A 14013-nucleotide genomic window follows, 5' to 3' on the forward strand; every position below is an offset into this window, starting at 1 on the left:
TTTAGGTTTTAGTTGGTGTGCCAATCGCTTTTTACTTTGGATCCAGTGCGGTTACAAAATTAATTGGTAATATTCCAGAATTTGTTTCCACTGGGATGGGGATAGCTGCGAACTTGTTACCTGCATTGGGCTTTGCAATGTTGGCACAAATGATTTGGAATAAACAAGTTGCACCATTCTTTTTTCTGGGATTCTTCTTAGTTGCTTATGCACATTTGAATACAACAGGTGTTGCAGTTTTTGCTGTTTTACTAGCAATAATAATGTATATATTTATCGATAAGCAACAGGATAAGAAAGAACAGAGTTCTTTGACGGGTACTAAGACGGAAGGGGATGGTTTTGATGAGTTTTAAATTTACTCCAGAGTATCAACATGAAATAAATAAGAAAGATCTGCAAAAACTTTTTTGGCGGAGCTTTCCAATGGAAGCGTCATGGAATTATGAAAGAATGGATAATGTTGGATTTTGTTGGGCCTTAATTCCCATTCTTAAAAAATTATACCCTGATAAAAAGAATTTAAGCAAAGCTTTAACCAGACAACTCACACTCTATAATGTAACTCCCTATATCAGCACATTCCCTATGTCTATAGCCGGTGCAATGGAAGAATCTAATGCAGAAGCCTTAACTTTTGATACTTCGTCAATACAAAATGTTAAAGCAGCCCTAATGGGCCCACTTTCCGGTATTGGGGACGCGTTCTTTTGGGGGACACTAAGAATTTTGGCAACAGGTATTGGTACTACTTTAGCGTTAAAGGGTAGCATTTTAGGACCTATATTATTTCTCCTAGCCTTTAACGTACCCCATTTTCTTATCAGATACTTTGGTACATTTTTAGGTTATGGGTTAGGAACAAATGTTATGTCTGAGGTTCAAAGCTCAGGCTTGATGGATAAAGTTACAAAATATGCATCTGTTGTTGGGATGATGGTCGTTGGGGCCATGACCATGGATATGGTTAAAGTGAACTTTATTACCAAAATTGGATTAGGCAAAAGTACTCAGACTGTACAATCTTTGATTGATGGAGTGTTGCCAGGTCTAGTCACACTTGGTCTGTTTGGCTTGATGTGGTTCATGTTAAAGAAGAAGTGGAATCCAATGCTAATTATGCTAATTATTTTAGTGGTTAGCATTGGCGCGGCATATGTAGGAATTTTAGGAGCATAAGGAGATAAATACAATGATAAATTTACGTGGATTTGATTCAAATAATTTTTTGGAAAATGCAAAGACAGTATATGGACTACGCACAGAAGTTGAAAAGTTAGCCGATGAGCTTTCAAAGAAGAAATATAAAAATATCATTATGATTGGTCAAGGCGGGACGGTGTTTACCTGGACACCAATTGCAATTTATCTACGTCATTTGGCCGACATTCCGGTATACGTAGAAACTGCTGCAGAAATGGTTTTGAAAAAAGATATGCCATATCTCTCTGCAGATAGTTTAATTTTGACCAACTCTGTTTCAGGTGATACTACAGAAATTCTAGATGCAGTTCGTTATTGTAATAAAAAAGGATATAAAGTATATGGACTGACAGGTAAGGCTGATTCTCCACTTGCACAGATGTTAGAAAAGCCAATTTATCATCCGGTAGGTGGTACGGATGGCTCGTATCTTTTGTATTATTTCCTTACCTTAAAAATTTACCATAATTGGGGATTCTTTGATGATTACGACCGTTGGGCAGACCAAATGGTCAATATTGGGAAAAATTTACTTAAATTTAGGGAAGATTTTGATCCTAGAGCAAAATCTATTGCTGAAAAATATTACAATGAGCCTTTAACTATGCTTGTTGCATCTGGTATGACATGGGCAGCAACTGAACTATTCTCTATGTGCATTTTGGAAGAAATGCAATGGGTAAGAACACGTCCTATTCGATCATCTGATTTCTTTCATGGTCCTCTTGAAATAGTAGATAATACTTTACCAGTGTTTGTAATTAAAGGTGAAGACGAATATCGTCCGCTTGACGAAAGAGTGGAACGGTTTGTTAAACAACACACAAATAAGGTAGAGGTGATTGATACTAAGGACTTTGTTTTTGATGGAATCGATGATGAGTATCGTGTCATGTTAACCCCGATGATCTTTAGTTCTATTCTAGATGATCGTCTGGCATATTGGTATCATATGTACAGAGGGCATGATTTAGACTTTAGAAGATATTATCGTCAATTTGACTATTAATATAAATATTGATAAAGAAGTTTTTCACAGTCATGTTTTCAGTTTCAGCTTTGATATGTGTTTAACTTAAACTGAGACAGTTATTTAAAACTATCCCGACTATGTAAGAGCTTGTAAATCGAATTAAAAGATGTTGGAGAACTCACTCTGAACATCTTTTTGCTATTATGAGTCAAAAAAATCACATTCCATTATAGAATGTGACCACCAACTAGACTGTCAGTTTGCAATAAGCAACCTATCCTCGGCATCCTTTTGTTAGACTATCAAATTTAGTTTATTAGATCAATCAATAAGATAATAAAACAGATGAAAATAAAGCTTTGTATTGAATCTGATTCAAATTAAAGAATCACTTGAAATGCATGGTTTAGCCGTTTATAGTAGTGATTGGATAGTGACAATCACTACTTTTTTTATTTATTCAGTTGAAATAAGTGTTGTAGCTAGGAAAATTAGTAACCCTAGAAATAGACCTAAGTTTAAAGAATTTTGGAGGCAAAATCATGGATTATAGTGAAATACACGATGAAATTATTAAGTTTCGAAATGACCGTGGTTGGCAGAAGTACCATAATTTAAAAGATCTCGCGCTTTCACTGAACTTGGAAGCTAGTGAAGTTCTTGAAATATTCCAATGGAAAGATAGTGATCATGAACTTTCTGCTGAAGAAAGAAAGCATCTTGAAGATGAAATTGCAGATACTTTAATTTATGCGTTTTATATGTGTGATAAGTTAGGCGTCAATCCATACGACATTATTCAAAGTAAGCTAAATATTAATGACCACAGAAAATGGAATTTTGATGATAAGTAAGTTTTAAATGAGTGGTTAAGGGAGCGGATAAGATGTCATTAAAATCTCCAATAATTGAAGAAATAAGGTATGATGATCAGGCTCTTGAGGCCCTCAAGGCTAACCTTGAAGATAATTCAAAAAAACAAGAATTACTATTAGATTATCCTACCGATTATATTATTTACAGCAAGCAAAATCAGAAGACAAAAACTTATGAAGTTTATGTTGGGGAGACAAACGATATTAGTCGAAGAACCTTTCAGCATTTAAACGAGGATCCAAAAGACAGAGAAGATTGGAATCGGTTGTCTAAGGAAGACGATGTAAAGATGCTGGTGATTGGACATGAGCATTTTAACAAGTCACTTACGTTGGACATTGAAAATCGCCTGATGCTTTATCTAGCCAGTGTCGACGCAGTAAAGAAGTTAGATAATCGCCGCACTAACAGCCAGAATAAGTATTATACGAGTGATGAAATGGAACCATTGTTCTCTAAGATTTGGAGAAAACTAAGACAGAAAAATGCTGAATTGTTTCCGGTTGAAAGAGTTATTAGAGATTCTGCTATTTTTAAGGCATCACCGTTTCATTCTCTGACTTCAGAACAAGCAACTTCTAGAGATAGAATTCTAGAAAAAGTAGAAAGTGCAATTAAGAAAGAAAAAACTGGTCAGTTAATTTTTGTGGAAGGCGAAGCTGGATCTGGTAAAACCGTTCTATTAAGTAGCTTGTTCTATCTGTTAAGCAATGAAACTGTGAACAACAAAGTGTTGAATAATTACTTGTTGGTGAACCATGATCAACAACTTAAAGTTTATAAGCAAATTGCGACAAAATTGGATCTAGATAAAGATGTTGAAGATATTGTTAATAAACCCACTCATTTTATTAATACGCACGATGAAAATCATCCGGTAGATGTGGTGTTAGTCGATGAAGCCCATTTGTTATGGACCCAAGGTAAACAATCATATCGAGGGAAAAATCAACTCGAAGATATCTTAAAACGAGCCAAAGTTACAATTGTTATTTTTGATAAACATCAAATGTTAACTACGGAAGAATTTTGGGAAACTTCTCAAATAGATGATTTAAGAGAACGTGCAGCCCAGCAAAAAAATCTCATTCAATTACATAATCAAATGAGGATGGATGCCAGTCCTGCAACGTTGTACTGGATACATGATTTTGTGTTTGGAAGAAAAATTACGGTTATTCCCAAAGATGATCGTGGATATGATTTAAAAGTGTTTAAGTCGCCACAAGAATTAGAGGCAGCAGTTAAACAGCATGCTACCGAGAAAGAAAGTAATAAGAATGGTCTTTCTCGAATGTTGGCTACTTTTGACTGGAAGTATGTTGATAAAAAGAAACCAGATGTGAAACCTGTGGATGGCAGTAACTATTGGTATGTAACTGTTGGGAAATGGCGAAAACCTTGGAATTTACAAATAAACCAAACAAAAGAAGAGAAAAGAAATAATCGAGATTTAGCTTGGGCTGAGCAACCGCAAACGATAAATGAAATTGGCTCCACATACACCATTCAGGGATTTGATTTAAATTACAGTGGGGTTATCATTGGACCTTCTGTAAAGTACCGGAATGGCAAAGTCATTTTTGATCCAGATGCAAGTTGGAATAAAAAGGCTGTTCGCAAGCGCACTTTGAGGGATGGTAGCAAAGTGAAAGTTGGTACAGAGTTACTTGCTAATGAACTTAATGTATTACTTACTCGAGGTGTAAATGGATTGTACATTTATGCTGTGGATCCTGCACTACAGGATAAATTACTTCAAATGCAAGCAGAACGTGATTTGAGATAACTAAAAGTTAGTATTCAAATAAATTGGAAACCGGTTATGAAACATTTGGCTGAATATGAATCTAGTCGAATCATTCACGAGTGGTTTTTATTTTTTTAATCTGATTAAATAATAGAGCTAGTTGTAATTCCTCAAGTGCCGGTTCAGTTAGCACATACATGATGGCTAGCTTGTTCTTGCAATTTCCGGAAAATCACATTTGGATTATTCACTGAATAAGATTTTTAGTAGACATTTATTTCGTACTAATGGCAATCTACACTGTCGGTTCTAATAGGGTGCCAGAAAGAAAAATTAGAGTTGAGTGACAGTTGGTATCTAACATATTAGAATCTGTTGACAGATAAAAAAACGGCGGTATACTGTCTGAGTAAACGTTTACGCAAGGAGGCCACGTTTGTGAACAAAAAGATATCAATCAAAAAGATAGCTGAATTAAGCGGGGTATCAGTGGCTACTGTTTCTCGGGTTATTAACAACAATGGAAGGTTTTCTGAAGAAACAAGGAAAAAGGTTTTAAAAGTTATTCGAGAAAATAATTATCAAACGAATAACGTTGCTAAAAGTTTGAGAATGCACAAATCTTATACAGTAGGCATTCTGGTTCCGGACATAACAAATCCTTTTTTTTCAAATACAGTTCAGATAATTGAAAAAAACCTTTTTGAAAAAGGATATTCAACTATCATTTGTAATACTGCTAGAAGTAGAGATAAAGAATTGGAATACGTGAAAATTCTCGAAAGTAAAATAGTTGATGGTCTTATTGTAATATCTGGGTTTAAAACTTTTGACCGAAAAAATTTACCAGATGATTTACCAGTAATTTGTATTGATAGAAGCCCTGCAGACAGTACTATTGCTTTTGTTGGGTCTGATCATTATGAAGGTGCGGTGATGGCAACTGAATTTTTGTTAGCTGAGACAGAAAATTTAGCTATCGTAAAACACGATGAACAATCTTCTTCTGGATCTGAACGTGTTCGTGGTTTTGAGGAAACCCTTTTTAAAGAAAAAGTAGAAAAATTTGGATCTTTGATTGTCAGTAATGGAAGTCAAAACGATCAACAAAAACAAATTAAAAAATTCTTACAAGATGAGATGAACGGCTCAAAGCAACCGCTAGGAGTTTTTGCGCTTAGTGATACTTTAGCAGCGAATATATTATTGGTAGCGCATGATTTGTCGATTAAAGTACCAAAACAATTGAAGATTATGGGATTTGATGATTCTCCTATTGCAAGTTATTGTTCGCCACAATTAACAACTATTCGTCAAAATGAAATTTTATTGGCAAAAGAAGCAAGCGGTAAATTGATTAAATTAATGAATGGGGAAAACTTAGCCAGAGACGAAATCGTTAAAAAAATTCCAGTGCAGCTGATTGTGCGTGGTACTACCTAAATTTTTTTGATCAATGAGTAAACGTTTACCCAAAATAATGGAGGTTTAAAAAATGGAAAAAATAATTTGTCCTTCGATGATGTGCGCAAATTTTAGTAATTTGAAAAACGAAGTTAGAAATTTAGAGAGTGCAGGGGCTGATATTTTTCATATGGATATTATGGATGGACAGTTTGTTCCGAACTTTGGTATGGGACTGCAAGATTATGCCTATATTGCTTCGATTGCAACAAAGCCCTTAGATGCCCATCTAATGATCATGAATCCCAATAAATATATCAAGCTATTTTCTGATTTGGGAGCTGGTATTATTTATTTCCATCCAGAAGCTGATTTGCATCCAGCTAGAACGATTGATTTGATCCATGCCGAGGGAAAAGAAGCAGGAATTGCGCTTAATCCTGGCACTTCCATTAGTACAGTAGAGCCTCTTTTGGAAATTGTTGAACATGTTTTAGTTATGACGGTTAATCCTGGATTTTCTGGTCAAAAATATTTAGATTTTGTGGATAAAAAAATCAAAAAATTAACCATGATAAAAAAAGACTATAATTTTGAAATTTCTGTAGATGGCGCTATTTCACCACAGAAAATTGAAACTCTCGGAAAGATCGGTGTTCAGGGATTCATCGTAGGAACTTCATCCTTATTCGGAAAAAAGGAAAGTTATCAGAACCTCATCCCAGAATTGAAACACTTATAGGAGATTATTTATGAAAATTGCAATTGGGTCGGACCACGTTGGTCTAGAATTAAAGCCACAAATTATTGAATATGTTAAAAGCCTTGGACATAGTATAGATGACTTTGGGGCATATACGAATGAAAGAACGGATTATCCAATTTATGGAAAGCTAGTAGCCGAGAAAGTAGCCAGTCATGAATATGATTGTGGAATTCTAATTTGTGGGACTGGAGTGGGCATTTCACTAGCTGCCAACAAGGTTTCGAATATTAGAGCAGTAGTGTGCAGCGAACCTTATTCGGCAAAATTATCAAAGCAACATAATGATACAAACATTTTGGCGTTTGGATCTAGAGTTGTGGGTCCTGAATTAGCCAAAATGATCGTTTCAGAATGGCTATCTGCTGAGTTTATTGGTGGTAGACATTTAAGACGTGTTGATGAAATTAGGGCAATTGAAACTAGGCATGATAATTTGTTTAACAAGGTTAAAAATTCAGAAGATAGTCGTTATTCTGACCGAGGAGAAAATAAAATGAAAAAAATGTTGTACGTATGATTAGTGCAAGTGGCAGTGATTTTAAGGAAATGACAGGGAGAGACTTAAAGAGATCTATTTTTAAATCTGAAGGACGGGTCGTGTTAGGGCAACATTTGCTATTCGCAAGTGAGGGCTTAGTGCGCGGAATTACCAACGCAGAATTATTAGGTGCTTTTGGAGCGGATATGATCTTATTAAATACCTTTAATCTCGATAATCCAGATAGAAATCTTGGTATGCAGCATCTTTCGCTACATGATTTGAAAGAACGTGTGAAATTACCTATCGGAATCTACTTGGGATGTACCAAACAAGACTCGAATACAGATGAAAAAATTTATGATAAGCGTGGAATGTCAGCTACAAAAGGACACTTACTTAAGGCCAAAGAAATCGGGGCGGACTTCATCGTTTTGGGTGGTAATCCTGGGACAGGGACTTCTATTGAAGATATTGTAGCAACTACGGCATTAGCAAGAGAAGTTTGTGGGGAAGATATGCTTATTTTTTCAGGAAAATGGGAAGATGGTATTGATGAAAAGGTGTTGGGAGATCCACTTGCTACATATGATTCTACAGAAATAATAAAACAATTAATTGATGCCGGTGCTGATGTGATTGACTTGCCAGCTCCTGGTTCACGAAGCGGAATTAGTGTGTCTGATATACAAAAGTTAGTTCAATTAATTCATAAATATAAATCTGGCACTTTAGCCATGTGTTTTTTAAACAGCTCAGTAGAAGGCTCAGATACTGACACAATTCGACAAATAGCTTTAAAAATGAAAGAAACTGGTGCCGATATTAATGCGATCGGCGACGGAGGATTTTCTGGATGTACAACCCCGGAGAACATTCAGCAGCTTTCCTTTTCATTGAAGGGGAAACCATATACGTATTACCGAATGGCAAGTACAAATAAATAAATGAGGTGTAGAAGATGGCAAAATCTTATAAGGAAGCGGCTCAAAAGATTCTCGAGAGTGCTGGCGGGAAGGGAAATGTTTCAAGTCTGGTTCATTGTGCAACTAGACTTCGATTTAAACTGATTAATCGAGACAAAGCTGATAAAGAAAAAACAGAGGCCATAAAAGATGTATTACAAGTTGTTGATAGTGGTGGACAGTATCAAGTTGTTATTGGTAATACAGTGGGAAATATATATGATTAAATAATTCCAATGTTAAATTTGACGAATAATGACGAACCTGAAGATGATGAAAAAACAAGCTTCTTTAACAAAGCTATAGATTTAATTTCTGGTATTTTTACACCTATTCTTCCCCCATTGATTGGTTCAGGAATGATAAAAGGTATTTTGATGCTTACGGTTCAATTCGGTATGAGCCCCAAAACAGGAACATATCAAATCTTTTATGCAGCATCAGACGCTGTATTTTACTTTTTACCATTTCTTTTAGCCCTTACAGCTGCAAAAAAATTCAAAGCAAATCAGTTTGTATCACTTGTAGTTGCGGGATCTTTGGTTTATCCAACAATGGTAGATGCCTTTACTAAGGGAGTTTCAATGAACTTTCTAGGTATCCCAGTTATTGGAGCTAAGTATACTTCATCGGTACTTCCAATTATTTTTTCAATTTATGTTATGTCCAAGATTGAAAAATTTTGTGAGTCTCATATTAATCCAACAATAAAGAATGTCTTGACCCCAATGATTACAATTGGTATAACGGTTCCTTTAACTTATCTTATTATTGGTCCAGTAATGACTGGGCTAGGAGATCTACTTGGTTCTGGTTATACAGCATTATATGGGTTAAGTCCGATTGTATGTGGATTTATTTTTGGTGGTGCTTGGCAGGTACTAGTAGTGTTTGGATTACATTGGGGAATAGTGCCAATTGGGTATAACAACTTAGCTTTATATGGTAGAAACACGATAAATGGTATGGTTGGTCCTTCTAACTTTGCGCAGGCAGGTGCCGACTTTGGAGTTTTTCTTAAGAGCAAAAATAAGACAGTTAAAGAGGTTGCGTTACCAGCTGCAATTACAGGAATTTTCAGTATCACAGAGCCTTCAATTTATGGTGTTAATTTAAAGTATAATAAACCATTTTATATTGCGTGTGGAGTAGGTGCAATAACAGGAGCTATTACTGGCGCTGCTAATAGTGCCGCAATTGCGGCTGGGCCGGTTGGAATTTTAAGCATTCCAATCTTTGTAGGAAAAGGTTTTGTGCCATTTCTAATTGCAATTGCTCTGGCGTTTGTTCTATCTAGTATTTTAACTTTCTTCTTTGGTTATGAAGACAGCACTGAATTAAACGAGGGAAAAGCTAATGTGATAACAGTTGCTGAAAATGAAAAAATTTATAGCCCAGTTACTGGGAAGAGTGAATCTCTATCTGAAGCCAAAGATCCTGTGTTTTCATCTCTCAGCTTGGGAGAAGGAGTGTCAATTACTCCCTCTGAAGGAAAAGTTTTGTCACCGGTCGATGGGATTATCCGAGTTGCATATCCTACTGGCCATGCATTGGGGATAGCCTCCTTATTGGGAACAGAAATCTTAATTCATATTGGTATAGACACTGTAGAATTAAATGGAAAGTACTTTACTAGTCACGTCACACAAGGGATGAAAGTTCATAAAGGAGATCTTTTAGTAGATTTCGACATTGATAAAATAAAGAAAGCCGGATATGATCCAGAGGTTTTTGTAATTATCACTAATACAGATGATTATGAGTCTGTTTTGCCTGAAACTTATGGAAATGTGAATAACGACCAGATTATTATTGACACATCTGTGAAAAAAACGGCAACATTGGTGACGGATTAATTGAAATTAAAAAGTAACTAGGAAGCTAAAAGATTAGTAATTTTATTGGCAGGAAAATCCTCACAAATCTTATGCTGTATGTATTTGTATGACTTAGAGAATCTTAAAAGTTAATTTTCATAGCTATGAGACTGATAATGAATGTAGGAGCTATTAAGCTAAGTTGGCGATTGTTGAAAGCCAGAATGAACGAGCTTTTAATATTGCTAAGAAAATATCAGAATACATGGATATCAAATTTGGTCATGAATTACCAGATGAAGAGATCATGTTAATGGCAATGCAGATTCAAAGAATATTGAAATGAGAAAAGCATCTTGCACTATGACTGAGTAAAAGGCGTCATAGGCAAGATGCTTTTTAGATTTGCTTAGCTTTAATAAAAACTGTTTTTACATATAATACACAGTAATCTTTTCCGAATAGTCCTTTGCCAGAGTTTCCATCACTAGATGGGCCTTATCAAGTGCTTCTTCTGCTGTTTTGAAAACTGTATACTTGATTGTTCCGTTCATATTAAGTGAAGTGTGACGTCCGGCTACCAGAATTTGAATGGCTAATCCGGGTAATTTCAAATCCATAACTTTCATTTTTTCCATATCTTTGTTTAAATTCCTCACCATTTTATAAATTGCGGGGTTTTTAGTTTTTACAACATTGCCTTATCTCGTAGCGTATCCTTGTAGACAGCCTCCATATCCAAAACATTAAAATGGTAATCTTCGGGATTCATTGTCCGGAATACTTGATAAGCAATTCGGATCAAAATTTCCCGGCAGTTTTGATATTCAGATGTTTCTAAATCAGGAGAACGTGGGATCCGTGTGGCGAGGTAGCTATCACTCGGCAAAAGGTGTACCTCACCATTAAATTGGCCAACTAGATATTTTGTGAGATCCAACTGGAAATCATAATAGCGGCGAACCATTTCAAGTTTGCGGTGGAAAGTTTTGAAATCAACTCGTACGTTCAATCGATAGCCACCATCAAACACTATATATATCCGTTTTTCGTCTGCCGGATCTTTATAAATATCTTTCATATGGTGCACGGCTACCCAATGAGTGGAGTCCTTGACAGGGCCGCCAGTTGGGGCAAATTGAATGCTACCTAAGACGTAGGGCCAACATCTGTTTACAGAAAGTTGGCGACCCATGGCTTGCATCAGCAGAAAATTAGCCTCTTTTGACCGTGCGTACCGGTTAATTAGTTTCTTAGTCGTCATTTTAGTCTTGTGAATACCGCGATGAGCATCAAAAACGATGCTGTTATAATCGGTACTCCAGTGTGAGGTGTCGTGGATGTAGAATGTTGTCTCGCTGCAAATATCTGTCTGATCGATAGTTTGTGCCATGTCCGCGATCTGTTCAAACCGACTAATTGTCCGCCGTTCAATAACCTCTTGCAATTCGTTTAACTTCTCCAAATGGATTGTATCCAACTTAACCACTCCTTATATTATTAATAATGAAAACTGTGAAAATATAACATTTATAGAGCTTATCACACTTTAAAAATCTGTGTAGTCGGAAGTCGGGCATTTAAAATGCGAAATTCTTGGCATTTGATGAGAATGGAAGAAAAGAAAGCGAATGCAACGGATTATTTGGTAAGGGCTTAACTAGGCTTGATATTAGGCGATTTGAAGCTTTTATATGCAAAAAGTTATGGTGGGTAAATTTTTTTAAAAAAATTCAAAAAATATATAAATGTTTATTTGTCAATAAGTGATTTCTGATTTATTGCGTACTTATAGCGATCACTTCTGATTTGTTGTGTGGAAAGATGTAGTGGTTTCCCATTTTCGTCATAAACAGAATCTTGAATCAACATTAACGGTGTTTGGGGAGCAACATCAAGCAAAAATGATGCATTTGGACCGGCGTAAGTAATTGTGAAGGTCTTACTTCCAGAAGTGGGATTAACTGAATATTTTTTTCGTAGAACTGTATATAAGGATCCGCTTAAGTCTTCCTTTACAAGCGACTCAAAATCAATTGTAAACCAGCTGGTATCAATACAAAAAGGTTTTTGGTCCATATAACGAAGTCGTTCAATCATTAATAAAGTTGAATTTTTATTGATATTGAAAAACTCACATTGATCGTGCGTCGGTTTGACGAATTCATAGTTAACCACCTTACTGAAAGCAGTTTTTCCCATTTCGGCTAGGTTTTCAGTCAAACTGGTGAAATGAGTGACAGTGTTAGCTGCTTTCTTGGATCCGGATACAAATGATCCTTTACCATGAATTTTAACTACTAGATCTGCTTTCACGAGTAAGTCTAGTGCTTTACGAACAGTACTGCGACTCATTCCAGTGGTCAAATGAAGTTCCTTTTCTGTAGGAAGCTTAGTTCTCACAGGGTAATCGTTATTTTTGATGCTTATATATATATCATCTGCCAATTGTTCATAAAGCGGCTTTGGCACAGATTGATTGTCGAACGCTTTGCTGTTCATATTTTTTCCTCTTTAAAGTTATTATCTCAATTATATACTGATAAATTATTTTTATAAACTTTTTTTGAAAGCGCTGTATATTTTTAAAAAGCGTGGTATGATATGTGTGTAATTTAGATGTATGTTGTTGTATGCGTAAAAAGGAGAAAAACGTATGGAAGTACAAAAACAAATTACAGACATCACAAAACAAGCTGTTCAGGCCGTACAAAAAAATGGAAAGTTAAGTCGGGTAGTATGGATTGCCGCTCCAACATATAATTCAGGTGAGTACTTCCATGGCCCATTTGAATTAACAGTTAAGGATGCGCCATTCTTACTTTATGCTAATGATGGTAAAACTCGTAAAATGGACATGCGGGCACTTACATTCTTACAACGATTTGATGCTAAATATACATTAATTGATGCTAAAGACTTTGGGCTATCATCAATTGCAGGTCCAGATGTAATTGATTACTTTAACCCTATGGTATTGACAGGTGTATTCCGTAAGTATGCTGAAGAATTAGCTGCTGCACGTAATCATCCATTAAGCAAACGCCGTTACATGTGGAAACTAGAATATTAATTTAAAAAGGGCAGAATGCCCTTTTTAATTTAGAAGAGTCAGGAGGTGATCTTTATGAAACAAGGTGTTATTTTTGATATGGATGGGGTCCTCGTGAATACGGAGACGGCATATTTAGATCGTCGGTTGAACTTTTTCAGAGAGAAGGGCATTCAACCGGGTTCTGAGAATTTAAGTGATTACTTGGGAGCTTCTAATCAACATATTTGGGAAGTACTAGTTCCAAACGATTTGGATCAACGACGCTTGTTAGAGAAAGAGTATTTGCAGTATCGAGTAAAGCATCCAATAGACTATACGAAGGTATTAAATAAAGGGGTTCGTGGTCTGCTTTGTTATTTACAGCAGATGGATTTTGCCATTGCACTTGCTTCAGCAGGGGAATTAAATGAAATTAATAGAATGTTGAAGGAATGTGAGTTAGGATATTATTTTGACGTTGTTTTAAGTGGAGAAACTATAAGCCGTAATAAACCGGATCCGATGATATACAAAATGGCCCTCAAAAAATTAGGATTGCCGGCTTCTGATTGTATCGTAGTAGAAGACAGTGTAACAGGTATTAAAGCGGCCAAAAGTGCAGATTTAGAAACTTGGGCTTTGAAACCTAAAAGTTATAGAATTGACCAGAGTTATGCTGATCAAGTTGTAAACAGTTTAGAAGAACTTTTACAGAATTTTCAAAGGATATCAGAATAATAAAACAGA

General features: G+C 35.8%; 16 protein-coding genes and 1 pseudogene. 14 read left to right on the plus strand and 3 right to left on the minus strand.

Going from position 1 to position 14013, the window contains the following annotated elements; all coding sequences use genetic code 11:
* The first annotated feature begins 17 nt into the window (after nt 1-17).
* The 12 genes from PPA04_RS05270 (at nt 18) to PPA04_RS05320 (ending at nt 10578) form a co-directional block, all read left to right on the plus strand.
* Complete coding sequence (locus PPA04_RS05270) at nt 18-356, plus strand: PTS sugar transporter subunit IIC (RefSeq protein ID WP_057783433.1); 339 nt, start codon at nt 18-20, stop codon at nt 354-356.
* Nucleotides 346-1179, plus strand: coding sequence for a PTS system mannose/fructose/sorbose family transporter subunit IID (locus tag PPA04_RS05275; RefSeq protein WP_057783431.1), 834 nt, complete (start codon nt 346-348; stop codon nt 1177-1179). The genes PPA04_RS05270 and PPA04_RS05275 overlap by 11 nt, the downstream gene beginning before the upstream one ends.
* A gap of 13 nt (nt 1180-1192) precedes the next feature.
* Nucleotides 1193-2212 carry an SIS domain-containing protein gene (locus tag PPA04_RS05280; RefSeq protein ID WP_147206743.1) on the plus strand — a complete coding sequence of 340 codons (1020 nt, stop codon included), beginning with the start codon at nt 1193-1195 and terminating at the stop codon, nt 2210-2212.
* Nucleotides 2213-2718: 506 nt separating this feature from the next.
* On the plus strand, nt 2719-3030 hold the full coding sequence (locus PPA04_RS05285; protein WP_057783429.1) for a nucleotide pyrophosphohydrolase: 312 nt from the start codon (nt 2719-2721) through the stop codon (nt 3028-3030).
* Nucleotides 3031-3062: 32 nt separating this feature from the next.
* Entirely contained in the window at nt 3063-4841 is a 1779-nt protein-coding gene (locus PPA04_RS05290; protein ID WP_057783425.1) for a DUF2075 domain-containing protein, read from the plus strand.
* Between the two features lie 399 nt (nt 4842-5240).
* Nucleotides 5241-6245 (plus strand): LacI family DNA-binding transcriptional regulator, encoded by a 1005-nt coding sequence (locus PPA04_RS05295; RefSeq protein ID WP_057783423.1) that lies wholly within the window; start codon nt 5241-5243, stop codon nt 6243-6245.
* A gap of 52 nt (nt 6246-6297) precedes the next feature.
* Nucleotides 6298-6948: a ribulose-phosphate 3-epimerase gene (gene rpe, locus PPA04_RS05300; protein ID WP_057783422.1), complete on the plus strand. Its 651-nt coding sequence runs from the start codon at nt 6298-6300 to the stop codon at nt 6946-6948.
* 10 nt (nt 6949-6958) lie between these two features.
* The gene (gene rpiB / locus PPA04_RS05305) at nt 6959-7489 is read left to right on the plus strand and encodes a ribose 5-phosphate isomerase B (protein WP_057783420.1); all 531 of its coding nucleotides are present in this window, start codon (nt 6959-6961) and stop codon (nt 7487-7489) included.
* The gene (locus PPA04_RS05310) at nt 7486-8397 is read left to right on the plus strand and encodes a DUF7916 family protein (RefSeq protein WP_057783418.1); all 912 of its coding nucleotides are present in this window, start codon (nt 7486-7488) and stop codon (nt 8395-8397) included. The genes rpiB and PPA04_RS05310 overlap by 4 nt, the downstream gene beginning before the upstream one ends.
* A gap of 14 nt (nt 8398-8411) precedes the next feature.
* Nucleotides 8412-8642 (plus strand): PTS transporter subunit EIIB, encoded by a 231-nt coding sequence (locus PPA04_RS09690; RefSeq protein ID WP_229923068.1) that lies wholly within the window; start codon nt 8412-8414, stop codon nt 8640-8642.
* Between the two features lie 9 nt (nt 8643-8651).
* Nucleotides 8652-10271 (plus strand): glucose PTS transporter subunit IIA, encoded by a 1620-nt coding sequence (locus PPA04_RS05315; protein ID WP_229923069.1) that lies wholly within the window; start codon nt 8652-8654, stop codon nt 10269-10271.
* A gap of 163 nt (nt 10272-10434) precedes the next feature.
* Nucleotides 10435-10578 (plus strand): PRD domain-containing protein, encoded by a 144-nt coding sequence (locus tag PPA04_RS05320; protein WP_147206744.1) that lies wholly within the window; start codon nt 10435-10437, stop codon nt 10576-10578.
* Nucleotides 10579-10663: 85 nt separating this feature from the next.
* Here the strand turns inward: PPA04_RS05320 and PPA04_RS05325 are convergent, their stop codons facing one another.
* From PPA04_RS05325 to PPA04_RS05335, 3 genes are all read right to left on the minus strand, one after another.
* Nucleotides 10664-10870 (minus strand): hypothetical protein, encoded by a 207-nt coding sequence (locus PPA04_RS05325; protein ID WP_057783416.1) that lies wholly within the window; start codon nt 10868-10870, stop codon nt 10664-10666.
* Nucleotides 10871-10920: 50 nt separating this feature from the next.
* The gene (locus PPA04_RS05330; protein WP_057783414.1) at nt 10921-11712 is read right to left on the minus strand and encodes a hypothetical protein; all 792 of its coding nucleotides are present in this window, start codon (nt 11710-11712) and stop codon (nt 10921-10923) included.
* Between the two features lie 272 nt (nt 11713-11984).
* Nucleotides 11985-12734 (minus strand): GntR family transcriptional regulator, encoded by a 750-nt coding sequence (locus tag PPA04_RS05335; protein ID WP_057783411.1) that lies wholly within the window; start codon nt 12732-12734, stop codon nt 11985-11987.
* A gap of 238 nt (nt 12735-12972) precedes the next feature.
* Between PPA04_RS05335 and PPA04_RS05340 the strand changes: the two are divergent.
* Nucleotides 12973-13305: pseudogene (locus PPA04_RS05340) on the plus strand (phosphoheptose isomerase family protein); the annotation flags it as partial.
* A 54-nt stretch (nt 13306-13359) separates the two neighbouring features.
* The gene (locus PPA04_RS05345) at nt 13360-14004 is read left to right on the plus strand and encodes an HAD family hydrolase (protein ID WP_057783406.1); all 645 of its coding nucleotides are present in this window, start codon (nt 13360-13362) and stop codon (nt 14002-14004) included.
* Nucleotides 14005-14013: the final 9 nt, after the last annotated feature.

The sequence above is a fragment of the Pediococcus parvulus genome (genome assembly GCF_007990205.1).
In the GTDB taxonomy this organism is placed as follows: Bacteria; Bacillota; Bacilli; order Lactobacillales; family Lactobacillaceae; genus Pediococcus; species Pediococcus parvulus.